The organism is Natrarchaeobius halalkaliphilus (genome assembly GCF_003841485.1).
In the GTDB taxonomy this organism is placed as follows: domain Archaea; phylum Halobacteriota; class Halobacteria; order Halobacteriales; family Natrialbaceae; genus Natrarchaeobius; species Natrarchaeobius halalkaliphilus.
Genome location: NZ_REFY01000006.1, coordinates 179774 through 202573, shown reverse-complemented (window position 1 = coordinate 202573; position 22800 = coordinate 179774). Strand labels below are relative to the sequence as shown.

Below are 22800 nucleotides of genomic sequence, written 5' to 3'. Positions count from 1 at the left end.
GTATACACCTCCATGAACAGACAGACGACCTCCGAGATCCGATTTTCGGCCCCGAAATCACGACAGATACGTCTCGCGTTTCTGGTAGTGTGGTTCACAGACATGGTTGCGACGATGTTCCTCTTTGCCGTCCCGTACGCGACCGAACTCAATCCGATCACGAACCTGTTTTTCGGCTCGTTCGGGTTCCTCGGCGTGATCCTTGCAGCGCTCTGTTACGCCGCGATCATCGTTCTCATGGGTGGCTATCTCCCGGATCCGATCGATATTCGATTCGTCGCAGCGTTAGCGGTCATCTATGGAGTATTCGTGATCAACAACGTCCTCCTGTTGGTGTCCGGAACTTCATTGATAAGTATCGTCGCGGCCTAACTCGTATCGGAAGGGACCGTTCTGGGATATCGGCCAGTACTCCCCGTCCCGACGGGGTATCTCCTCCTGCGGACTCGTGCTTTCTGGGCTCGAATCCGCGGAGCTATTCGCTCCTTACGTTCGTTCGTCGAAGAATAGTCCCGGGCGGATTCGAACCGCGAGGACTCGAGTTCTCTCGTCCTCTGGGCCCGAATTCGCGAGGACACCTGCTGCTCACGACGATGTTCGCAGCAGGATAGTCCCGGGCGGATTCGAACCGCCGTCCTAAGCTCCAAAGGCTTAGATGATTGGCCACTACACCACGGGACTGAACTCGCCAGTTGCGGATTGGCAACAGAGCGGCTTATGAGTTATTGTTTGGCTGTCGGACGACGAGGCGGTCTCGAGGTGTGGATCGGACCGTTTAACCACTCTCGCTGAAGACTCCCGTTCGATGACAGCCGCCGAGACGATCCGCGGTTTGCTCGAGTTGATGCGGCCGGTGAACGTGATCGCGGCGAGCATGCTGACGTTTATCGGTGCGTTCGTCGCCGGCGGCGTGACCGACGTTCCACTCGAGGTCGGAGCTGCTGTCGCGGCGACCGGACTGGCGGTCGGTGCTGGAAACGCGATCAACGACTACTTCGACCGAGAGATAGATCGGATCAATCAGCCCAACCGGGCGATTCCACGGGGGGCCGTAAGCCCTGGCAGCGCACTCGGGTTCAGCATCGTGCTCTTCGTCGCTGCCGTTGCGGTCGCGCTTACGCTTCCCTGGCTTGCGGTCGCCATCGCAGCCGTCAATCTCGTTGCCCTGATCGCTTACACCGAGTTCTTCAAGGGATTACCCGGGCTCGGAAACGCACTCGTCGCGTACCTCGTCGGGAGTACGTTCCTCTTCGGCGGCGCGGCGGTCGGTGAAATCGGTCCGTCGATCGTTCTCTTCGTGCTCGCCGCCCTCGCCACCCTGACCAGGGAGATCATCAAAGACGTCGAAGATATCGAAGGCGACCGCGAGCAGGGACTGAACACGCTGCCGATCGCGATCGGCGAACGACGAGCACTACAGGTCGCCACCGCGTTGCTCGTCGTCGCCGTACTGGCGAGCCCGATTCCCTACCTGCACGAGGACTTCGGTATCGCGTACCTGCTCGTCGTCATTCCCGCAGACGCGGTCATGCTGTCTGCGGTGATCACGAGCTTCGACGATCCGACCGCCGCCCAGTCTCGACTCAAGTACGGAATGTTTCTTGCGGCGCTCGCGTTTATCATCGGCCGCGCCGCGGTCGGAGTGAGTGTACTGTAGTGTCAAAACACACCTTCTGCCCGGCGAGTCGGTCTGTATTACCAAATTTAACTAGGCTGTAATCAAAAGTACTATAAACAGCATGCGACATTTCCTTAACAGACGTCAGAAACAGCAGTACTGTCAGTGGTGGTCGCCACCGCACTGTAGACGGATGTGAATACTTCGCATGTATGATCTCGCAGATGTCGTCCCGGGTGCCGAGATCGACCCCGGATCGAACGTCCTTATCGCGGGCCCACCGATGACTGGGAAACGACAGATTGGTTTCGAAATCCTCAGGAGCGGTGCTGACCGCGGTGATGGTTCGATCATCGTCACGACCAAAGACAGCGCCGACAAGGTTCTCGACGAGTTCTCGGCGGCTACCGAAGACGAAGGTTCCGACGTCGGTATCGTCGATTGCGTAACGAAACAGCGCGGAATCGGGACGGTTGACGATGACGCTCGTGTCAAGTACGCCTCGTCTCCGATAGACATGACCGGGATCGGGATCAAACTCTCCAAGTTCCTCGAGAAGTTCTACGAACGACGGGAGTGCACCGAAAACCGAATCCTCCTCCACTCGGTGTCGACGCTGTTGATGTACTCCGATCTCCAGACCGTGTTTCGGTTCCTTCACGTCTTTACCGGTCGAATTCAGAGCGCAAACGCGCTGGGCGTGTACATCATCGATTCGACCGCACACGACGAACAGACGATGAACACGCTCAAACAGCTCTTCGACGGCGTTGTCGACGTACGAGAGGGAACCGACGGGCCCGAGATCACGACGGCAGGCATTCCGTCCTGATAGACGCGCGCCTGGGAATCGAACGAAGAAATTTCTGGCTGACTCTCCACGTGTTCGTATGGTCCCGTTGACGATGGGGTGGCGACACCTCCTGTTCGAGAACTGGCCGGTCGATCCCGACGTGGTGAGTCCCCACGTCCCCGATGCGCTGGAACTCGAGGAGCACGACGGTTCGGCGTGGCTTTCCGTCGTTCCGTTCACGAACGTCGCCGTTCGCCCGACCGGAGTGCCACGGTCGTTCGGCATCCGGCTGCCAGAACTCAACCTCAGGACGTACGTCACTCGCGGTGGCGTCCCCAGCGTGTACTTTTTCAGTCTCGACGCACAGGGCGTCTCGAGCGTAATCGGGGCACGTCTCTTCTATCACCTCCCCTACTACTACGCGCGGATCTCGTTGAGCCCGGAGGATGATCGGATACGATTCAAGAGCCGGCGTCGTCATCCCGGAGCGCGACCGGCGTGCTACGAGGGGACGTATCGACCGAGTGGCGAGCCGTTCTCGGCACCCGACGATCCGCTCGGGGAGTTCCTCGTCGAACGGTATCGGTTCTACACGCAGGCCCAGGACGGTTCGATTCGGTACACGGACGTCGACCACGAGCCGTGGACACTGTATCCGGCCGAGGCCGAAATCGAGACGAACACCCTGCTATCGGCACACGGATTCGAACGGCCAGCCGCAGATCCGGTCTACCACTACAGCCCTGGTCTCGACGTAACCACCTCGCGGAGCGAGCGAGCGTAACTCGCTCGAGGAGAACGACCCTCGAGTCTCACCGATCGGTCGGCGGGGGACTCGAGGGGTACGGCCGGGTACGGGAAGATGCGAGTACAGTCACGTTCGCGAGATGGTCCGACGGGGTCGAGTCGTCATCGACTTCACTTATACTATCGGGCCGCAACCAGAATCGACCTCGACGGTCGACAGCATTCGAATGGATGGGGTCGACTACAGGACGAGCAACCAGAGAACGATCGTCAGGACGATCGCCAACAGCAGGACGGTCGTGCCGATACTCGCTCGAAGGTGGATCGTCGACGGTCGACCACCGTCGGCCGGCTGGCGTTGCTCGACCTCGAGTCCGGGGACGCGCCGGGCGGCCTCGTCGACCGCCAGCGCCGGATTGTTCCCGATCCAGTAACAGCGTTTGACGGAGCCGACGACGGCGTTGTCGACGGCTGCGTAGAGTTCAGTGACCGCGAACATCGAGGTGCGCCCGACGTAGTACGACGCCGGGTTGACGATCAGCGCCGGATCGGAGTAGTCGAGCTTCGAAAGCGGCTTGCGGATGAGCTTGAATCCGACGACGGAGACGACGACCAAGATTGCAGCGTCGGTCAGGTGGCCGGCGCTGTAAGGATTGAGCGACGTGTCCATCTCCGTCACCGTGACGCCATCGATCAGCGGCAGCAGGTCGGCAAAGATCGGCCAGCCGATCGCCGGGAGTCCGAGCAGGACGCAGACACCGCCGACGGAGAACATCGCCACCGTCTGACCGGTTTTCGCGTCGGTAACCGTGTACTCGGCGGGTCCGTGGAGGAAGACGTAGTAGCCGAGTTTGATGAACGAGAGGAACGTTCCGATCGCGCCGATAAACAGCAGCCAGTACAGCGCCTGGTACTCGGGTGCGCCGTAGTAGCCCGGATCGGCAGCGTCGAGCACCATTCCCTTGCTGATGAAGCCGCTGAAACCGGGGACGGCGGTGATCGAGAGCGCGCCGATGGCGAACGCGATCGCGGTCAGCGGCATCTCGCGCCAGAGCCCGCCGAGCTTGTAGAGGTCGTTCTCGCCGGTCCGGTAGATGACGACTCCGACGGCCATGAACAGCAGGCTCTTGTACAGTACGTTGTTGAACAGGTGCCCCATCGCGCCGGCGACGCCGATGGCGCTGCCGATCCCGATCCCGGCGACCATGTAGCCGAGCTGGGCCTGGATGTGATAGGACAACAGCGCGCGCATGTCGTGTTGGAGCAACGCGAAGACGACGCCGTAGACGGCCATCGCACCGCCCATGTACGCGAGGAACAGGTGACCGTCCGGAATCGCCCGGTAAAGCACGTACGCGCTCGTCTTCGTCGTAAAGGCCGCGAGGAATACCGACGCGGCGAAGTGCGGTCGCGGGTAGGTGTCGGGCAGCCAGGTGTGAAAGCCGACGAACGCGACGTTGACGCCGATGCCGAGCACGGCGAGCAACAGCGGCAGGCCGTCGGCCATCCCGACCGTCTCCCCGGCCTCGGTGACCATCGCGAACGAGCCGGTGGCGGCATACTGGGCGATCACCGCGAACAGCACCAGGCTGCCGCCGATACCGTGGGCGATGGCATACCGGTAGCCCGCCCGCACCGCGTCGCCGCCGTGGTGCCAGACTAACAGCGTGCTCGTCAGGGCCATGATCTCCCACATGAACACCATAACGAGCCAGTCGCCCGCAAAGGCCGCGCCCAGCGCCGAGGCGACGTAGGCGAGCGCGAACGCAGCCATCACCCGCGACGCGTCGCTCGAGTAGGCGTAGATCACGCCGAAGGTGCCGAGAAACGCGAGGCCGCCGCCGACCATTCGGGTGAACTCGTCGACGTAGAACGGCTGAATGTCGGCAAAGCCGAGGAACGTCGTCGTGAGGTGGGCTCCGTCGGGTGCGAACAGCGCAACGGCGACGACGGAGGCGAGGCTCACCGCGGCGGCCGCGAAGCCGAGCGCCCGCGGAAGGACGAGCACGAGCAGCGCCGCCGCGAAGACGAGCAGCGGCGGGTAGGCGTACGTTAGCAGGTCAGGTTCGATCATTCGTCGATCACCTCCATAGCCTCGGCCAGCGAGAGGCCGCCCAGTTCGTCGAAGGAGTCGACGCCGAAGACGCCCTCGACGATGTAGATCACGAGTTCGAGGAAGACGGCGTAGTCGGGAACGACGCCGAGCGTGACCGCGCCCGTCGCGATGACGGCGATCGGAACGATCATGAGCCAGGTGCTCTCCGCGAACGGCGACCGGCGCTCCCAGCCGCCGGCCGGCGGTCCGCCGTGATGGTGGTCACCGTGATCGTGATGATCGTCGGCGTGGTCACCGTGTGCGCCCGACCGAGCGGGAACGTCGGCATCGCTCGGATACTGATCGACGGCGTACTCGAAGTCGTCGGATTCGTCGACATCGCCGTCGGTCTCGTCGGTTTCGAGTGGCGTACCGGCCCCTTTCGCTTCCGTCTCGCCCTCGTCGTCGTCCGCGGGACGGGGCTGTCCGCCCGGAGCGCGTTCGTCGTCGTCCTCGTCGGTTGGGTTCCCGCCGTCCGTCGCGACCGCGTCGTCGGCGACGTACGACTCCCGCTTTCCGCCCGGCGGGAACTCGAGCAGCGGCTTGGCGTCGTGGCGCTCCTCGCTCTCGAAGAACGCGGTGTAGACGACCGGCCAGAGGTAGGCGATGTTGAGAACGCCGGAGACGATCAGCGCGGCGGCGAAGATCCAGTAGCCGCCGCCGACGGTGCCGGAGCCGATCAGCATGTAGAACTTGCTGACGAAACCGGCGATCAGCGGCATGCCGGCCATCCCCGCCGCGCCGATGGCGAAGGCGGACATCGTCAGCGGCATGCGTTTGCCGATGCCGGCCATCTCGCTGACGTAGTCGGTGTGGGTCTCGACGTGGACGGCCCCCGCACAGAAGAACAGCGTGAGCTTTCCGAACGCGTGGGCGGGAATGTGAAACAGCGCCCCGAGGATGGCGTAGGGGTGAAGCAGCGACAGTCCGAGGACGATGTACGACAGCTGCGCCGTCGTCGAGAACGCCAGCCGGCGCTTCAAGTGGTCCTTGCGAAGGGCGATGATGCTCGCCGCGGTGAGCGTGAAGGCGGCGAGTATCGCGACCGGAACGTTCAATCCGACCTCCCCGACGCCCGGCACGGAAAGCGGCAGGTCGTGGATGAGCCCGGGTCCGAACACCTCGAGTATCACCCGTGCGACGCCGAACGCGCCGGATTTCACGACCGCAACGGCGTGAAGCAGCCCGGAAACGGGCGTCGGCGCGACCATCGCATCTGCGAGCCAGGAGTGAAGCGGCATCACCGCGGCCTTGACGCCGAAGCCAGCGATCAGGAGGAAGAAGGCTGCCTGTGCGAAGACGGGTTCGGCGGCAGCCGCCTCGGCGAGCATCTCGATGCCGCCGGTTTCGAACGCGAGGTGGGCCTCGCCGGCCGCGTCGACGTTACTGGTGAGCCAGTAGACGAGGACGGTCCCGGCGAGCAAGAAGACGCCGCCGCCGAAGAAGGTGTACGCGAGGTACTTTCGGCCGGCGATGCGGGCCTCGTCGTCTTCGTTGTGAGCGACCAGCGGATAGGTCACGAGGCTCAGTAGCTCATAGAAGATGAAGATCGTGACCAGGTTCCCGGCAAACGCGATGCCGAGAGCCGTCGAGAGGCTGGCCGCAAAAGAGGCGAAAAATCGGGTCTGTGCGTGTTCGTCCAGCCCGCGCATGTATCCCGCCGCGTAGAACGACGTAAAGATCCAGAGGAAACTCGCGAGCATCGCAAACAGCATGCCGAGGGGATCGGCGCGCAGGACGAAGTCGATCCCAGCGAGGAACTCAACCCCGAGGGAGTCCGCGAGACTCCACTCGTAGACGGTACCGTCCATCACGCCGGGCAGCATACTCACGACGATTCCGAACTTGGTGAGTGCCGCAAGGACGGACCAGCCCTCGCGAACGTTCGGATGGTGATACGACGCGACGATCAAGAACATCGCAACCGCCGAAACGAGGACGGCGGCCAGCGGTAAGATGGATTCTTCGGTCATTCGGTAAACACCTCCGTGGTAAACGGCTCGAGCCACTCGAAGAACGCCCCACCGGCGAATCCGAGAAGAACGGCCGACAGCGTGAGGACGACGAGGATGCCGAGCATTCCGATCGAGACCAGTTCGAGTCGCTCACCGCCGTCGGCGGCGACCGATTCCGAGGAATGGGGCGACTCGACGACCGATGCCGGTGTGAAGTACATCTTCTCGAGTAGCCGAGCGGCGTAGGCGAGCGTCAACATGGTGCTGAGGAAGATGACGATTGCGACGGGCCAAACCTCGGCTTCGACCGCGCCGACGGCGATGTACCACTTGCCGATGAATCCGACGGACGGTGGGATGCCGATCAATGCGATGAGCAAGACCCCGGTCGAGGCGGCGACGACCGGTCTATTTGACGCGAGATCGGCGTATTCGTCGACGGTTCGTGCGCCGTAGCCGAGTGCAACGATTCCGGCCGCGATGAACAGTCCGGCCTTCATCACGCCGTGGCCGATCAGGTGGATAACCGCGCCGACGAACGCCGTCTGCGTGACGAGTCCATAGGCGGCGACGACGAGCCCGAACTGGGACACAGAAGAGTACGCGAACATCCGTTTGACGTCGCGCTGGATCACGGCGAGTCCGCTCCCGACGAGAACGCTGATCGCGCCGACCGTGACGACGATTTCGGTCAGATACGGCGTGGCAACGAGGAATTCGGGGCCGAAAACGTTGTACATGATCCGGCCGAGCGCGTAGGCGGAGACGGTCGAGACGAGTGCCGCGATCACCGGCGTGACGCCGTCGGGTGCGTGCTGGTAGGCGTCGGGCTGCCAGGTGTGTAACGGCCACTGGGCGACCTTGAGAGCGAAGCCGACGAAGATGAAGGCGAACGCGCCACGAAGCAGCGTCAGATCGCCACCACCGGCCGCGGCAACTTCGGGGACGACTCGCCCGAGAACCTCGATGTTCAACGCCCCGGTGGCCATAAAGAGGAGGCCGACGCCGATCAGGTACATCGACGCGCCGACGGTTCCGAGAATCAGGTACTTGAGCGCCGCCACCGCGGACTCCGGACCGTCCCCGCTCGCGATCATGGCGTAGGTCGCGAGCCCGACGATCTCGAGGAAGACGAACATGTTGAAGACGTCGCCGGTCATCGAGAGGCCGAGCAGTCCCCCGACGAGCAGGAGATAACCGGCGTAGAAGGTGTTTCCGCGCGGGCCGCCGACGCGAGTGTACGCGAGTACGCCCGCAGCGACGGCGGTCACGAGGAGGGCGATCAGCACGGAGAACTCGTCCGCGACGAGTTCGATACCGATCCCCTGTTGGCCCTGTTCTGCTCCCCAGTTGCCGAGGACGTGAACGACCTGGCCAGTTTCGTAGACCGCGCCCGCGAGGTACACCGTCGCGGCGAACAGTGCGGTCGTGGTGATCGCGGCGACGGACCAACCGGTCCGGTCGAATCGAAGCCCGAGTACGATCGGTACGGTGGCCAGCAAGATCGGCGCGGCGATCAGCAGGGCCGGCAGCAACTCGGCGAGGCTACTCATCGGCACGCACCTCCCGGAGCGTATCCTCTCGAAGCGTCCCGTACTCCGCGTAGATACGGACGATCAATGCGAGTCCGACGGCGGTCAACGCGATTCCGACGACGATGGCGGTCAGGACGATGACGTGGGGTAACGGACTCGCCATCGCCAGTTCGCCGGGGACCGGATCGTCCGGAACGATCGGTGCCTGCCCGCCCTCGACGTACGCGACCGCGACGAAAAACAGGAAGATCGCGGTCTGGAAGAGGTTGACTCCGATCAGCTTCTTGACGAGGTTCTCGTTTGCGATCATCATGTACATCCCGATACCCATGAGGACGAACATCAGGGCGTAGGCGTAACGCGTCGCCAGCACGTCGAGTGCCCCCTCAATCATCGTCGCTCACCCCCTCGAGGCGCTCATCGCTCCGGCGTTCGGGCGTAAAGCCCGCGGCCGTCGCGAAAAAGAGGGTGATGACGACGCCGGCGACGATCAACGCGACGCCGCCGACCTCGATCGCTTCCATCCCCCAGTAGTGTGCGATACCGAACGCGTCGACGAACGCATCGTACTCGAGGAAGTTCCCGCCGAGCGCTATCGTGGCGAGACCGGTCGCGATGAAGATCGTGACGCCGCCGGTGACGAGGCCGACGACGAAGGAGTTCTTCAGCCACCGTCGGGTGGGTTCGATCCCGAACGCGAACGCGAGCATGAGAACGGTGACGCCGATGATCGCACCGCCCTGGAAGCTCCCGCCGGGCGTATCGGCCCCATGTAGGCTCATGAACATACCGTAGGTGAGCGTAAACGGTGCGATGATCTTGACGGAGGTCATGATCACCTGACTTTCGGTGTAGGTGTCGTCGTAGGAATCGGTGCGAGACATTAGGTGAACACCTCCCGTTTCAGGACGAGGAGAACGGCAACGCCGGCGGCGAAGACGACCACAGCCTCTCCGAACGTGTCGAACCCTCGGTAGGAGGCGAGCACCGCGCTCACGGCGTTTTGAGCGCCGGTGTCTGCAAACGTGTTCTGGACGTAGTACAGCGAGGGCGTTTCGGACAGTCCGTCCCAGCCCCAGATTGGCGCGTCCGGATCACCGACGGCGTACATCTCCGGAAGGAGCCCGACGATCAGGACGAGCACGAAGGCACCGGAGACGGCGACGGCCGGTACGTCGAGTCGCTCGAAGAGCCGGTCGGTCGGCGGTCGAGACGTGCGCGCGATCGTCAACAGTAACAGGATCGTCGTCACGCCGGCACCGATCGCCGCCTCGGTCATCGCGACGTCGGGTGCGAGCAAGTACGTATAGAGGATCGCCATCCCCAGGCTGTAAGCTCCGAAGACGACGATCGCAGAGAGGACGTCCCGAAACAGCGCCGTCGCGAGCGCCGTCAAGAGGATGAAGATCACGAGCGTGTACGCGATGGCGCTCACGACGTCTCACCCTCCTCGTCAGGGTCCTCCTCGGGACTCGAGTCGCCGGTCACCGGTTCGATCCCGGTCTCGGCGGCGGATCGAGCGATCGCGTGTGCCGCAGTGGGGTTCGTGATGAACACGAAAAACAGCAACAACACCGTGTAAACGGTGGCGTGCTGCCAGCCGAGTGCGATCGCGACGGCTGCGAGTGCAAGACCCGCACCGAGAGTGTCGGTCTGGGAGGCGGTGTGGGCGCGGGCGTAGATGTCCGGGAGCCGGATAACGCCCACCGCCGAGACGAACGTAAAGAACAGTCCGGCGACCACGAGGACGACGATGGCCCAAAAACGGATGCTCTCGATCACAGGACACCACCTCGCTCGACGGTGAACTTCGAGATGGCGACCGCCATCAGGAAGTTGAGCAGGGCGTAGATCAACGCGACGTCGAGGAACCACGGCTCCCCGAGTCCTGCGGCGAGCAGTGCGAGGATGACGACCGTGTTCGTCCCGAGGACGTTGACCGCGAGCAGTCGGTCCTGCGTCGTCGGCCCGGCCACCGCCCGATAAAACATCATGATCGCGAGTACGACGAACAGGGCGGCCGCGAGCAGGAAGATTTCCTCGATCGAGATTCCGGCGGGAATCACAGTTCGTCACCCCCGATGATCTCCGTATCCCCGCGCTCTCGTGGCGTGGGGATCGCGGCCGATTCGCGACCGTTGAACACGAATCGAACGGCTCGCTCAAGCGCGCCGTCGAAGAGATCCTCGCGGGCCGACGGAATCAGCGTGTGAACGATCAGGCGCTGGTCGTTGGCTCGGACCGTAAGCGTTCCCGGCGTGAGGGTGATGCTGTTGGCCAGTGCGAGCAGTGGGAGGCCGCTCCTGACGCGGGTGTTGACGCGCGTCACCGTGGGCTCGATCGGCATCGACGGGCGCAAAATGACGTACGAAATCGCGATATTCGCCTTGACGATCTCCCAGACGAGATAGGGCACGTACATCCCAAAGCGGATCGTCCGCAACGGCGACTCGAGCCGTCCGAGCGGAAAGGAGAACGTTACGTTGGCCAGCGAGAGGGAGACGATACCGGCGACGGCCGCGCCGGTGACGAGGTCGAACCAGTAGGTCGGATCGCCCAACACGAGATAGAATCCGTAGGAGATCCAAAACAGCGCGAAGTACCGATCGAAGCGTTCGGTTCCCTCACCGACGAGCCGTTCGTGACGAGCGGGTCGTTCGACGGCCGCTTCGTCGTAGCTGAGCCCGACCGCCTCGAGTTCGCGCTCCAGTGGCTGGAGTATCGACGACGTCACGCCGGGCTGGTACTCGGGATCGAGAACGAGCAGATCGATGCCGTGGTCGTCGGCGTACTCCCCGAACGTGTCCGCGTAATCCCTCGGACCGAACAGGTACTCGTCGTCGCCGATGACGGCGGTTTCGACCGTGATATCCGCGCCGCCCGTATCCTCTTCGAGCCACCGTCTGGCCCGCGAGAGTAACTGTCTCGCCTCTTCGATCTGCACGTCGCCCTCCGGAACGTCGGTGTCGTAGGGAAGCGCGACGACGAGGTGGACCTCGAGTGGATCGTCGGATCCGAGTCCGGTCCGAACGGCGTAGCCGATCGTCTGGCGAACGGTCACCGTATCCGAAAGCGGTACGAGCACTCGGTTAGCCGTCACAGTTCGGCCCTCCAGATGACCGACGTTGGTTACTCATGGCACTGGTTGTTAGTCGACTCAAGCGGTACCCATAGGAAAACGATTTCGTTATCCGCTGGCCTTCTCGGAGTTTCGGCCTCTTTTGCCGGATCTATACTATTTCTCCAGTGATCGGTCTCGGACGGAACGCGGCTCCATCACGAGGAGGATCAATTTATATTTCAGTAGTCCAATTGCGTTTTATGGACTCGACGCAAACGGTCGCATTCGAACGACGTGGAGTGGCTGGCCGGTCGAACGGACAGTATAGAGCGAGCGAGCGATTGCCCACGACGGAACGGACACGCCCGCGATGAAGCGCCGAACCGACCGCCAACGAGACCGGGTCGGTGCGCACGTCCTCGTCTGTACGAACGGGCGAGACTCGGAGTACGCCTGCTGTCGGGACGCCGGGTCGGACGCGGTCGTTCAGGCCGTCAAGACGTGGCTTCGAGACCGGGACGCGTTCTGGTCACCGATCGCCGTCACGACGACCGGTTGCCTCGGCCTCTGTAGCGAAGACGGGACGGCGATCGCCATCCAGCCGCGCAACGAGTGGTACGCCGACGTTACGCCCGACGACGTTCCCGCCCTCCTCGCACGGGAGTTCGGAACCGACGCCGGTTCGATCGACGGGCGAGCAGTCGACGCGGTCGACTCGAGCGTGTCATAGGATAGCACCCACCGCCGGCGGCGAGCCTTCGAGGTGTTTACGTACCTGCTCGCTCGACGTACCGTCAACGCATAATGACGCTGTACTCGCGGGTCCGTCCGCTCGCGTTCAAACTCCCGCCCGAAAGAGCACACAATCTCGGGAAACGAACGCTCAAGGCAGCACAATCTACGATGCCGACGCGAGCCACACTGTCGTACATCTATCAGTACGAACACCCGGCGCTCGAGGTGGATCTGTTCGGAACGACGTTCCCGAATCCCGTCGGGATGGCGGCCGGGTTCGACAAGAACGCCGAGGTGACACACGCACTCGAAGCGCTCGGGTTCGGCTTCGTCGAAATCGGGACCGTGACGCCGTATCCCCAGACGGGTAACGATCGTCCGCGGCTGTTTCGGTTGCGCGAAGACCGCGCGATGGTCAATCGGATGGGGTTCAACGGGCAGGGAATGGACCGCGTCAGGGATCGACTCGAGAGAAACGCCGTCCCCAAAATTCCACTCGGCGTCAACGTCGGCAAGATGAACACCTCGAGCGAGGACGAAGCGATCGAGGACTACCGGCGAGTCTTCGATCGGCTCTCGCCGTTTGCGGATTACGTCGTGGTCAACGTCTCCTGTCCGAACACGCCCAAACAGTTCGACGAGACGTCGTCCGATCACCTCCGGCGAATCTTCGAAACGCTACAGGACGAAAACGACGAGGATCGGCCGATTCTGGTAAAGGTCGGTCCCGACTCTCCGACGAAATCGGTTCTCGAGCTCGTCGACATCGTTCTCGAGTTCGATATCGACGGGATCGTGGCGACGAATACGACGACCGGTCGCGATGGAGCCACCGACTCGAATCGAGAGGAGTGGGGCGGAATGAGCGGCAAGCCGCTCGCAGATCCCTCGACCGAGGTCATCCGATCGATCGCCGCCGCCACCGACGGCGAACTTCCCATCGTCGGCGTCGGCGGCGTCGATTCGGCCGAGCGCGCCTACGAGAAGATCCGTGCGGGTGCGTCCCTCGTTCAACTGTACACCGGATTCGTCTACGAGGGTCCCTCGACCGCAACCCGCATCAACAAAGAGCTGGTCGAACTCCTCGAGCGAGACGGCTTTTCGTCGATTCAGGCGGCCGTCGGCGCGGATCTCGACTAACGATACTCGAGACGGGCCGGGTTCGTCTCGCCGGACTCACTCGAGGTGAAACCGTTCTACCGATCGAATCGCGTACCGCATGGAGAGCAATCCCACGGGAGCGGCGAGAAGCACCGTCCCGATCGTTCCACCGAGCGCGAGCGAGAGCTGGGAGGTCCCGAACGCGGACTCGATGACGTGACCGACCACCGAGCTGTGACCGACGAGCGTCGGCAGCGCGACGAGGGCGATGACCACGGAGTAGATCCCGAACGCGATCGTGCTCGGGACGATCGCTTTGGTGCTTCGAGAGACGTTGATCTCCTCGTACCGTGGAAACACCGCACCGATCCCAGTCGCGATCGAGGCGGCAGCGACGACCAGGACGAAGCTGCTCACCGTCAGCGTGAGGACGGACGTGAGCGGACGTGGACTCAACAGTGTGAGTCCCGCGGTCAGGATCACGGCGATCGGTGCGACCAGCAGCGTGCCTGCGAGAACGTGTCCGACCACGAGCGCGCGTTCGGGGCCGGCCGTCAGCACCGTCGATGGGAGGACCGCACCCTCGTTTCCGAGCACGTTGAGCGTGAACAGGACGCCGGCGACCCAGCCGACGGTGAGCACGATCCACAGCGGAAACGAGCTTCCGATCGTGCCGGTCTGGATCACCGAGAAGATCGGATTGATCAACACGATGAGCGGGTAGAGGACGAACGACAGCGTGATGGGCGCACGTCTGGCGCGCTTCCAGTCCGCCAGTACGACGCCCGCGACCGACCGCGGAAGGTACCGCTCGAGTCGCGACCCGTCAGTCGTCGAGGCTGATGTCGACGCAGCGTCGACCTCGGCGTGGGCACCGTCAGCGTACCAGAGCCACTCGGCAAGCGTCGAAAGAACGCGAGCGCTCGCGAGGAGGAAGAGGACGCTCGCCACCAGAACGCCGACACCTCGAGCGGGCGACGCCTCCGACGCGCCACCGAGAAGCGCGAGGTCACCGTACCAGCCGATAGGCGTCGGCTCGAGCAGCCAGAACACCGGATCGAGGGCGGCAGTGACGTTCTGCGTGTAGATGAGAGCGACGTAGGCGATCGCAGCCAGGAGGAACGCGACGGTCCGAAGGCGGGCCAGCCGCGGCGATCGGACGCCCGCGTTGCGGACGACCAGTGCGACGAGAAAGCCGGTCGCGAACGCGGTGAACACGGCCAGACAGATCGCGAGGAGCGCAAGCGGTGCGGCTACGATCGATCGCAGACCGGCGGCGAACGCAAGCGACGCGGCGACGCCGTACAGAACCGTCGCCAGTCCCCAGAGGAGGACCTCCGAAAGGACGATCCCGCCGAGGAGGTCGCGATGTGAGACCGTCGTCAAGAGTCCGTCCAGTCGATCCGGACGTAGCGCCGACGAGTACGCGCGGTAACCGCTGAAGACGGCGACGAAGAGCCAGCCGTAGACGAGCACGAGCCGCCCCCAGTGAAGCGGCGTCTCGAGTCCCCCGGATGCTATCTGTTCTCCGAAGACGTAGGCACCGACCAGCCCGGAGAGCGAGAACGGAACCAGAAAGAGTGCGAGAAATCCGAACGCGATCATCTGTCCGGCGTCCTGCTGGATGGCACGCGACGTCCGGCGGAGTTCGGTGCGGGCGATCGCACGGATGCGGTTCCACTCCGTCATCGGTGCTCGCTGACGGTGGGACCGTGGTCCGTCGTGACCGTGAGAAAGACGTCTTCGAGCGTCGAGTCGGCCTCGCTTTCGATCTGTGCGGTGAGCTCGTCGGGATCACCCTCGGTAACGATTCGCCCGTCGAAGAGGACGCCGACCGTGTCCGCGAGTTCTTCGACGACGGGGAGGATGTGCGTCGAGAGAAAGACGGTGTGGCCGTCGTCGGCCAATTCTCTGATCGCGTTCATGACGGTCCGGGCGGCCCTCGGGTCGAGACCGCTCGTCGGCTCGTCGAGGAAGACGACCGCGGGTTCGTGCAACAGTGCCTGGACGAGCCCGATCTTCTGGCGCATTCCCTTCGAGTAGTCGTCGATCCGTTTCCCGGCGTCGGCGCTCAGGCTAAATCGCTCGAGCCAGCCGTCGATCCGTCGTTGTGATCGCTCTCGGGGGATCTCCCGTAGTCGGGCCGTGTACTCGAGTTGCTCCCGGCCGGTCAGCTCGTCGAAGACCGGCGGCTCTTCGGGGAGGTAGCCGATCGAGTCACGCACAGCGCCACGGTCGGTCACGGGATCGCCTGCGATCCACGCGTTGCCGGCCGTTGGACGGGTGAGGGTCGTCAGCATTCGCATCGTCGTCGTCTTTCCGGCACCGTTCGGTCCGAGAAAGCCGTAGACGGTCCCGCGTTCGACGGCCAGATCGACGCCGTCGACGGCGGTCGCGGAGCCGAACCGCTTCGTCAATCCGTCCGCATCGATCGCTCGTGGTGTGGAGGACATAGTCTGAACGAATACGACTTCGTGGTCGGTCCTCACTAAGCTTTGGTTATCCAACAGTAAGCGCGAAAGGCGGTCGTCGGATCCGGCCGAACACGCGGAGGTGGCGGACGTGAGACGTCTGCCGGTTCGACGACCGGTACATCCGCTGGACAGTCGTGGTAACACCGAAACCGGCCGACGGCAGTCCGCATAGAGGGAGATCGGATTCTGAACGCTTCGCCCTCGCTGCTCGCCGGCCGGATTATCCGGATTCCTCAAACAGTTCGTCGACGGCCTCCTGGGCAGCGAGCGCGGCGTCGTCGGCAACACGCTCGGGATCGTGGCTTCCCTCGTCGTCGGGGACGTTTACGTAAACGTCCACGTCGAGGACGCCCTCTTCGAACGTAACGGTGACGTCACAGTCGCGAACGACCGACTGTTTGTACCGCGAGAAGATCAGCCCTTCCGCGGCGTCGGATGCGGTCTGGACGACCGCTTCGTCGGTCGGTTCAGCCTGCGTCATTTACGCGCCGCCAGCGCCCGGGCCGCCCGGACCGGCCGGGCCGCCGCCCATCCCGCCGCCGAGCAGCCCTTCGAGCTCCTCCTGGAGGCTCTCGAACTGCTGCTGAACGCGGTCTTCTTGCTTTTCGAGCGTCTCGAGACGGATCTCGAGGGAGTTGACCTTGTCATCGAGTTCGTCCTCGGCCTCGTCGTACTCCGTCTCGACGAGGAGTTCACCGACCTGGCGGTACATCACGGTGTCGTCGTCGACGTTCTCGAGTTCGTCGAGGGCGTTTTCGGCGTCCGTGAGGGTGGATTCGGCTTCCTGCTTCTGGACGGCGACCTGCTGTGCGGTCTCCTGAAGGTCCTGAAGCTGTTCGATTTTCTCCTGTGCTTCCGGCGGCAGGTTTCCTTGCATGTCTCGACCGTCGCCCTCCGGACTTAAAAAGTCAAGCTTTACGCTCGATCGGCGGGTCGGTTCGGGAGAGTCGGCATCCGATCACGAACGGCCGTCACTGCGGGCGATCTCGCTGGTTTCGGAGCCATCCAGTCGCGCGGTCCGCTGCGAGCCGTCTCCGAAGTACCCGCGAGCCGTCTGCGGGTGTGCCAGAACGTCGGGACAGCAGGCCGTATCAGCGCCGCTCGAGCGTGTACTCTCCGAGAGTTCCGGCCTGCTCTGCGACGTCGACCAGGGAAAACCAGGTGTTCAGCGCCGCCCGTAACGCGACGGCATCGTCGGCAGCGACCTCGAGGCGGACCGTCGAGTCGGTTCGCTCGATCGCCGTCCGAGACCGATCGTCGTCGATATCACCGATCTCGAGACGGACGCTCTCCGCGACGGTACGTGCCGTGGACGCGCACCCGTACTCGAACTCGAGAGTCGCGTCGTGAGAAGTCACGAACCGTTAGTCGACGCCGACTTCCTTGACGTCGCGGCTGCGTTCTTTCAGCAGGACGCGGTGTCCACAGTAGGGACAGCGGACGCCGCCGTACTCATCGAGCTGGACGTCACGTTTGCAGCGGGAACACTTGTAACTCATGTGTGTGATCGACGTCGGTATTATTCGTCGCTGTCGTCGGCCAGTGCGGCGCGGATCGAACGCGTGACGGTGCGACCGGCTGGCGTTTTCGGTCGGTACGCACCGCCGGTAAAGACCTCGCCGGTTTCGTCGTTCTTCCAGATACCGGTCCCGACGCGAGAGACGTCGTCACCGTCGACTTCGGCGTTGTTCATGTCGTCTTCGATCTCGCTGATGCGACGTCGTGCGACTCGACCGTAACGAGCGCCAAAGCGGCCCGCGCTACCGACGGTTCCTTTATCGGCCATAGTACTGCTCTCTATCGTCAGCGGATTCTTAAAGCTGTTGAGTCACGACGATCCGTCGTTCGAACGTTGGGCGACGGGTCCGACGAGGAGTTCGTGAACGACGAGCGCGAAGGCGGCGAGATAGCCGATCGGAGCCAGCGGTGCGACGAGCAATCCGGTTCCGAACCCGGTTGCGGCGATCAGCGACCGAAGGACCAGTCCGCTCGCCGCGAGCAACGGAATCGCGGCCAGGACGGCGTCGGGACGCTCGAGCATAGCTAATTAAATCTAATTACGCTGGTCGGATAAGGTGTGGACAACCAGCAGACGGTGACACTTCCACGGGGTCGTGACAATATTCGTGCGTTTCGGCCAACGGATCGGAAAAGCGGGCCCGGCCCGACGGGTTCCGTCGAGAGCGCCTACCGGAACTCCTCGTCGGAGAGGACGTCGTTCAGATCGTCGCGGATCCGCTCGCCCATCTCCCGATCGCGGGCGGTCGTCACGATACGGTTTTCCTGGACGCTCGAGCCGTCGCGCAAGAGCATGCGAACGTTGCCGCCACCGTCGGCGCGGGTGACTTTCGCCCGGAGACCGGACCGGGAACCGGTTCCGCCGGCGTCGATCGGACCGGGGATGACTTTTTTGACGTGAGGGTGGTCGGCGACGGCGTGAATGGCTCGCATTCCGGTTCGGCCGCCGATGAGCGTCGTGTGGCTGCCGCCGATCTTCTCGGCCGGAGGCGTCTCGACGACGTCGAGTGCGCGATTTCCGCGGCGCTCGAGAACGGCGGCGACGGGGTCCTCGTCGTCGACGCGGTAGCACGGGTAGTGAATGTCCGCGCGGACGGCACGGATAACCGACCGAACGCCGCCCGCATAGACCTCCTCGGGTCGTTTGCGGCGAATTTCGTCACCGATCAGTCCAGCGAAATTCCGGAGTTCGACGGGTTCGTTCTCACCGCGTTCGGGCGTCGTCGTGATCGTCGTCGTCCCTCGGATCTGCGTGTCGTCGGTGGGTCGTTCGTCGTCGCCATCCGCTCTCGCGAGTATCGTCATCGTCGCCCGGTCCCGTGCCGCCTCGAGGACGATCGCGCCGGTGTTCGACTCCCGACAGACGAGACAGAAGTCGCCGGGTTTCTCGAGCGGCGAGCCGCAGTGGCGACACTCCATACCGGATGGTACCGACGAAGCTGTAAAACGGACGCGTTTTTGATCGCATCGGCGGCCTCTCGATGATCGCCAGAACCCTCAAGATGCGGCCCCGCGAATAGCAGGCAGATGCATCGTCGCGCGTTCCTCTCGCTCGCGATCGTGTTACCCGGCTGTCTCGACTTCGTCGAGGAGAACGGAGAAGACATCACGGAGCCCGGAGACGTCGAAATCGTCTGGGACGACCTCGTGCGAGACGATCCTGGAACCGAAGACGAGCGCGTCTACGTCTGGGCAGTCGTTCGAAACGTGGGCGAGCGGACGCTGAGTTACATCGAGATTCGGGCAACTTTCTTCGACGAGGAAGGCGAGCAACTCGAGAGCGTCATCGAGAACGTCGACGAGGACGTCTCTTCAGGGGAACAGTGGGCGTTCGAGGTCGAATTTCCACACTTCGGGGAGAGAGCTGCCGAGGTCGAGTCGTACGAACTCGAACCGGCGACTGGCGTCTAGGCGGCGATGCACCTGGCAGGTGACGGTGCGGAGACACGACCGGTATGGGGACATGACGAATCAGGACGAGGGCATCTCGACGCTCGCAAAGCAAGGAAGCATCACGTTCGTCGGGAACGTCGTCAACGGTGTCTTCGGCTTCGCAATAGTCATGCTGATGACACGATTTGTCAGCCCTTCCGTCTACGGACTGTTCGTTCTCGCGACGTCCGTCATTCTGTTCATGCAGGTGTTTGCGAACCTCGGTCTCCCGCTCGCGATCGACTACTTCGTTCCACAGTATTTAGACGAGGGAGAACGCGGCAAGGCAAAGGGCGTGATCGTCCAGGTAACCGCGACCGTCCTCGTGACGTCCTCGCTCGTCGCGCTCGCACTCGCGATGAGTTCCGACTTCGTGGGCGAGTTCTTCCAGGAGCCGGCGATGCGGATCGCTCTGTTGCTCCTCTCCGTGACGATCCCGATGCTCGCGATCTACAACGTCTTGCTCACCTCCTACTACAGCATCAAAAAGCTGCAGTATCGCGTCATCATGCGCGATCTCGTCCGTCCGATCGTTCGCTTCGCCGTCACCGCCGTTCTATTGCTCGTCGGATACGGGCTCCTGGGTCTGATCGCCGGCTACGTCATCGGTCTGTTCGTCGCGATCACCATCGGCGCGGCCGTCTTCACCTACAAGGCGTGGGACCTCCTCTCGACCGAACTCGAGTTCGTCGCACCGGGACCGCTCGTGACGTACTCCGTGCCCCTCGCGATGACTAGCGTCGTCTTCGTGTTGATGGGACACGTCGACTACTTCGTTCTGGGGTACTTCCTCGAGTCCGACGACGTCGGTATCTACCGGGTCGGCTACATGCTGGGCTCCGGGCTGATGATCATTTTCAACTCCCTGTCGCCGGTGTTCAAGCCCCTCATCGCGGAAACCAGAGACGACGTCGAACTGGTCCAACAGCGGTTTCGGATCATGGCTCGCTGGATCGTCGCGATCACGCTCCCGGTGGCGATCGTGCTCTCGCTCGGGGCGAGTTCGTATCTCGCGGTGTTGTACACGCCACAGTACGCCGAAGCCAGCGCGGTCGTTGCACTGCTCGCCGGCGCGTTTCTGTTCAACGTCACGTTCGGCGGTCCGGACGGCTCGCTGTTACAGGGACTCGGCTACTCGCGGATCGTCTTCGCCAACACGCTTGCACTCTTCGGAACCAATTTCATCGTCTCGATGGCGCTCGTTCCGATCGTCGGCATCGAAGGCGCTGCGATCGGCTCCGCGGCGGCGCTCTTTCTGGTCGGCGCACTGACGCTGGCCGAGATCTACTACCTCGACCGCATTCATCCGTTCACCAGGGATTTCGCGAAGATCGTGGCTTCGGGCGTCCCGGCCACGATCGCCGGCGTTCCCGTCGTCTACGTCCTCGAGTCCGACCTCGCGATCGTGGCCGTCCTTCCGGTCGTGGTGATCGCAACGTACCTCGGAACGTTGATCCTGATGGACGCGTTCACCGATGCCGACGCGCAGATGGCCGCCGAGTTCAGTCCGGCGCTCCGCAAGTGGCTCCCGGTTAGCCTGTTCGAGCGGTGATCGACCCGGCGTCGAACGCATCAGACGGACTCGGTGTCGGTCTCCGGTGGACTCGAGCCGTCTCCGGGCGAGCTGCCGTCGTCGATGACGGCTTCTCGCCACGTGCCGAGACGGAACCAGGCGACGGCAACGACGAACGAGGCGACCATACCGAACGAGTACGCCCACCAGATCCCCTCGATGCCCCAGTCGAAGGCGGCGAACGTGAGACCGACGCCGGGGACGGTAATCGTCCAGGCGAACGCGAGCACGAGCGCGACCGGCACGCGAAAGATCCACCGCGAGAGGAACGAGAGGACCATCGCCTCTCGCGTGTTGCCGGCTCCGCGGAACGCTCCCTGGATGACCATCACGCCGGCGAACAGCGCCCAGAAGGGGGTCATGATCCGGAGAAAGACGACGCCCTCGGCGATCACGTCGGGATCCGCGACGAAGATCCGCATCGCCTGGGCGGGAAACGCGAGGAGAATCGCCGCGACGGCGAAGATGAACACCATTGTCGTCGCGGTCGCCGTCCTGGCGACCGTTGCGGCCCGCTCGGGCGTTTTCGCACCGAGGTTCTGCCCGACGCCGGTCGCCGTCGCATCACCGACCGCTCCTGAAACCGCCCAGGTGACTGACATCAACCGGACGCCGATCCCGTACGCCGCGGTGGGTGCTGCGCCGAAGCGGGCGACGAATCCCGCCATCGCGACCGAGGCGAAACTGCGCGCCCAGCCGTCGATCGTGGCCGGGTAGCCGACGTCGATCAACCGGCGCTGAATCGCACGGTTCGGCACGAGATCACCGACCCGAAGTCGAACGCCGAACCGACCGTCGAGGAGGATGACGATACCCGCAACGGCTGCGATCGCTCGAGCGATAAACGTCGCCACCGCCGCCCCTCGCGTTCCCATCTCGGGGAACGGCCCCCAGCCGAGGATGAAAAACGGATCGAGAACGACGTTGATACCCGCCGAGATGAGGACCAGCCACATCGCCGTCTTCGTGTCACCGGCACCCTGCAACGACGACCGAAACGCGAAAAACAGGAACGTCAACGGTAGTGCGAGGAAGATGACTTCGATGTACGCGAGCGCCTCGACGAACACCTGATCGCGCGCACCGATCAGCCACAGCAAGGGTCGCCGGAAGTACAGGCCGACGGCGGCGAGAGCGCTCGAGACCGCGAGGGCGAGTAGAATCGTCTGCCCGACGACTCTGTCAGCCGTCCGGTCGTCGCCAGCGCCGACGTGCTGGGAGACGAGAGCGATGGTCGCGGCGGTTAGCCCCATCGCCGTCGAGACGAACAGCCACGAGAGCGGGAACATGAGCGAGACGGCAGCGACGGCGTCGCTCCCCACGCGACCGACCCAGAACATATCCGCGAGGTTGTAGAACGTCTGGAGGAGGTTCCCCAGAACGAGCGGCCACGCCAGCTGGAGCAGTTTCGGAGGGATCACGCCGGTCGTCATGTCGACGCGCTTTCGATCCCCGTCCCGTTCCAGTTCGGTATCCGACACGGTGTTCCTCGTCCGAACCTGGCCCGGACGGCTGAAAAGGGCTCGGCTCTCGGCTGTGCGTTGCCGGCTTCGAAACGAGCGAAAGTTCAATCACCGGTCGGATCAGAGCCCAGTACGCGAAACGAATGTCAGACGGTCACATCGGAACGGAGGGTATTCCGCCGACCGGTCCGGAAAATCCA

General features: G+C 63.4%; 27 protein-coding genes and 1 tRNA gene. 8 read left to right on the top strand and 20 right to left on the bottom strand.

Annotation, left to right across the window (positions count from 1 at the left end; all coding sequences use genetic code 11):
• Window positions 1-102 precede the first annotated feature (102 nt).
• A complete protein-coding gene (locus EA462_RS15570; RefSeq protein ID WP_341538908.1) occupies window positions 103-372 on the top strand; it encodes a hypothetical protein in 270 nt (89 codons plus the stop codon).
• Window positions 373-608: 236 nt separating this feature from the next.
• On the opposite strand, the gene EA462_RS15565 is transcribed toward EA462_RS15570, so the two are convergent.
• Window positions 609-681: transfer RNA gene (locus EA462_RS15565), tRNA-Gln, on the bottom strand.
• A gap of 124 nt (window positions 682-805) precedes the next feature.
• Between EA462_RS15565 and EA462_RS15560 the strand changes: the two genes are divergently transcribed.
• The 3 genes from EA462_RS15560 to EA462_RS15550 all read left to right on the top strand — a co-directional run bounded on the left by EA462_RS15560 (window position 806) and on the right by EA462_RS15550 (window position 3195).
• Window positions 806-1657 carry a geranylgeranylglycerol-phosphate geranylgeranyltransferase gene (locus EA462_RS15560; RefSeq protein WP_124179497.1) on the top strand — a complete coding sequence of 284 codons (852 nt, stop codon included), beginning with the start codon at window positions 806-808 and terminating at the stop codon, window positions 1655-1657.
• Between the two features lie 169 nt (window positions 1658-1826).
• On the top strand, window positions 1827-2450 hold the full coding sequence (locus EA462_RS15555) for an RAD55 family ATPase (RefSeq protein WP_124179496.1): 624 nt from the start codon (window positions 1827-1829) through the stop codon (window positions 2448-2450).
• 58 nt (window positions 2451-2508) lie between these two features.
• Window positions 2509-3195, top strand: a complete 687-nt coding sequence (locus EA462_RS15550; protein ID WP_243641441.1) for a YqjF family protein — start codon at window positions 2509-2511, stop codon at window positions 3193-3195.
• 204 nt (window positions 3196-3399) lie between these two features.
• Here EA462_RS15550 and EA462_RS15545 read toward each other — a convergent pair whose 3' ends face one another.
• From EA462_RS15545 to EA462_RS15505, 9 genes are read right to left on the bottom strand one after another with little or no spacing between them, the layout of a single operon-like run.
• Window positions 3400-5232 carry a Na(+)/H(+) antiporter subunit D gene (locus EA462_RS15545; protein ID WP_124179495.1) on the bottom strand — a complete coding sequence of 611 codons (1833 nt, stop codon included), beginning with the start codon at window positions 5230-5232 and terminating at the stop codon, window positions 3400-3402.
• Window positions 5229-7226, bottom strand: coding sequence for a proton-conducting transporter transmembrane domain-containing protein (locus EA462_RS15540; RefSeq protein WP_124179494.1), 1998 nt, complete (start codon window positions 7224-7226; stop codon window positions 5229-5231). The genes EA462_RS15545 and EA462_RS15540 overlap by 4 nt, the downstream gene beginning before the upstream one ends.
• Window positions 7223-8761: a proton-conducting transporter transmembrane domain-containing protein gene (locus tag EA462_RS15535; protein WP_124179493.1), complete on the bottom strand. Its 1539-nt coding sequence runs from the start codon at window positions 8759-8761 to the stop codon at window positions 7223-7225. Before EA462_RS15535 ends, EA462_RS15540 begins: the two co-directional genes overlap by 4 nt.
• On the bottom strand, window positions 8754-9137 hold the full coding sequence (locus tag EA462_RS15530; protein WP_124179492.1) for a cation:proton antiporter subunit C: 384 nt from the start codon (window positions 9135-9137) through the stop codon (window positions 8754-8756). The genes EA462_RS15535 and EA462_RS15530 overlap by 8 nt, the downstream gene beginning before the upstream one ends.
• A complete protein-coding gene (locus tag EA462_RS15525; protein ID WP_124179491.1) occupies window positions 9130-9627 on the bottom strand; it encodes an MnhB domain-containing protein in 498 nt (165 codons plus the stop codon). The genes EA462_RS15530 and EA462_RS15525 overlap by 8 nt, the downstream gene beginning before the upstream one ends.
• On the bottom strand, window positions 9627-10178 hold the full coding sequence (locus EA462_RS15520) for a DUF4040 domain-containing protein (protein ID WP_124179490.1): 552 nt from the start codon (window positions 10176-10178) through the stop codon (window positions 9627-9629). The genes EA462_RS15525 and EA462_RS15520 overlap by 1 nt, the downstream gene beginning before the upstream one ends.
• Window positions 10175-10525, bottom strand: coding sequence for a monovalent cation/H(+) antiporter subunit G (gene mnhG / locus EA462_RS15515; RefSeq protein WP_124179489.1), 351 nt, complete (start codon window positions 10523-10525; stop codon window positions 10175-10177). The genes EA462_RS15520 and mnhG overlap by 4 nt, the downstream gene beginning before the upstream one ends.
• Complete coding sequence (locus EA462_RS15510; protein WP_124179488.1) at window positions 10522-10809, bottom strand: cation:proton antiporter; 288 nt, start codon at window positions 10807-10809, stop codon at window positions 10522-10524. The genes mnhG and EA462_RS15510 overlap by 4 nt, the downstream gene beginning before the upstream one ends.
• Window positions 10806-11843, bottom strand: a complete 1038-nt coding sequence (locus tag EA462_RS15505) for a monovalent cation/H+ antiporter subunit E (protein WP_124179487.1) — start codon at window positions 11841-11843, stop codon at window positions 10806-10808. Before EA462_RS15505 ends, EA462_RS15510 begins: the two co-directional genes overlap by 4 nt.
• A 331-nt stretch (window positions 11844-12174) precedes the next feature.
• On the opposite strand from EA462_RS15505, the gene EA462_RS15500 reads away from it, so the two are divergent.
• Window positions 12175-12534 (top strand): (2Fe-2S) ferredoxin domain-containing protein, encoded by a 360-nt coding sequence (locus EA462_RS15500; RefSeq protein WP_124179486.1) that lies wholly within the window; start codon window positions 12175-12177, stop codon window positions 12532-12534.
• Window positions 12535-12608: 74 nt separating this feature from the next.
• On the top strand, window positions 12609-13679 hold the full coding sequence (locus EA462_RS15495; RefSeq protein ID WP_124179485.1) for a quinone-dependent dihydroorotate dehydrogenase: 1071 nt from the start codon (window positions 12609-12611) through the stop codon (window positions 13677-13679).
• A 36-nt stretch (window positions 13680-13715) separates the two neighbouring features.
• Here the strand turns inward: EA462_RS15495 and EA462_RS15490 are convergent, their stop codons facing one another.
• From EA462_RS15490 to EA462_RS15450, 9 genes are all read right to left on the bottom strand, one after another.
• A complete protein-coding gene (locus EA462_RS15490; RefSeq protein WP_124179484.1) occupies window positions 13716-15329 on the bottom strand; it encodes a hypothetical protein in 1614 nt (537 codons plus the stop codon).
• Window positions 15326-16093, bottom strand: a complete 768-nt coding sequence (locus tag EA462_RS15485) for an ABC transporter ATP-binding protein (protein ID WP_124179483.1) — start codon at window positions 16091-16093, stop codon at window positions 15326-15328. The genes EA462_RS15490 and EA462_RS15485 overlap by 4 nt, the downstream gene beginning before the upstream one ends.
• 241 nt (window positions 16094-16334) lie before the next feature.
• The gene (locus tag EA462_RS15480; protein ID WP_124179482.1) at window positions 16335-16595 is read right to left on the bottom strand and encodes a DUF3194 domain-containing protein; all 261 of its coding nucleotides are present in this window, start codon (window positions 16593-16595) and stop codon (window positions 16335-16337) included.
• Window positions 16596-16991 (bottom strand): prefoldin subunit beta, encoded by a 396-nt coding sequence (locus EA462_RS15475; protein ID WP_124179481.1) that lies wholly within the window; start codon window positions 16989-16991, stop codon window positions 16596-16598.
• Between the two features lie 214 nt (window positions 16992-17205).
• A complete protein-coding gene (locus tag EA462_RS15470) occupies window positions 17206-17472 on the bottom strand; it encodes a KEOPS complex subunit Pcc1 (RefSeq protein ID WP_124179480.1) in 267 nt (88 codons plus the stop codon).
• 6 nt (window positions 17473-17478) lie between these two features.
• Window positions 17479-17613 carry a DNA-directed RNA polymerase subunit P gene (locus EA462_RS15465; protein ID WP_124179479.1) on the bottom strand — a complete coding sequence of 45 codons (135 nt, stop codon included), beginning with the start codon at window positions 17611-17613 and terminating at the stop codon, window positions 17479-17481.
• A gap of 20 nt (window positions 17614-17633) precedes the next feature.
• Entirely contained in the window at window positions 17634-17900 is a 267-nt protein-coding gene (locus EA462_RS15460; RefSeq protein WP_124179478.1) for a 50S ribosomal protein L37ae, read from the bottom strand.
• 42 nt (window positions 17901-17942) lie between these two features.
• Window positions 17943-18155 carry a hypothetical protein gene (locus EA462_RS15455; protein ID WP_124179477.1) on the bottom strand — a complete coding sequence of 71 codons (213 nt, stop codon included), beginning with the start codon at window positions 18153-18155 and terminating at the stop codon, window positions 17943-17945.
• A 146-nt stretch (window positions 18156-18301) separates the two neighbouring features.
• Complete coding sequence (locus EA462_RS15450; RefSeq protein WP_124179476.1) at window positions 18302-19051, bottom strand: DUF2103 domain-containing protein; 750 nt, start codon at window positions 19049-19051, stop codon at window positions 18302-18304.
• 108 nt (window positions 19052-19159) lie between these two features.
• Between EA462_RS15450 and EA462_RS15445 the strand changes: the two genes are divergently transcribed.
• Together EA462_RS15445 and EA462_RS15440 are read left to right on the top strand one after the other, a co-directional pair.
• Window positions 19160-19543 (top strand): FxLYD domain-containing protein, encoded by a 384-nt coding sequence (locus tag EA462_RS15445; RefSeq protein WP_124179475.1) that lies wholly within the window; start codon window positions 19160-19162, stop codon window positions 19541-19543.
• Window positions 19544-19595: 52 nt separating this feature from the next.
• Window positions 19596-21116: a flippase gene (locus tag EA462_RS15440; protein WP_124179474.1), complete on the top strand. Its 1521-nt coding sequence runs from the start codon at window positions 19596-19598 to the stop codon at window positions 21114-21116.
• Window positions 21117-21136: 20 nt separating this feature from the next.
• Here the strand turns inward: EA462_RS15440 and EA462_RS15435 are convergent, their stop codons facing one another.
• Window positions 21137-22570, bottom strand: a complete 1434-nt coding sequence (locus EA462_RS15435) for an MATE family efflux transporter (protein ID WP_124179536.1) — start codon at window positions 22568-22570, stop codon at window positions 21137-21139.
• Window positions 22571-22800: the final 230 nt, after the last annotated feature.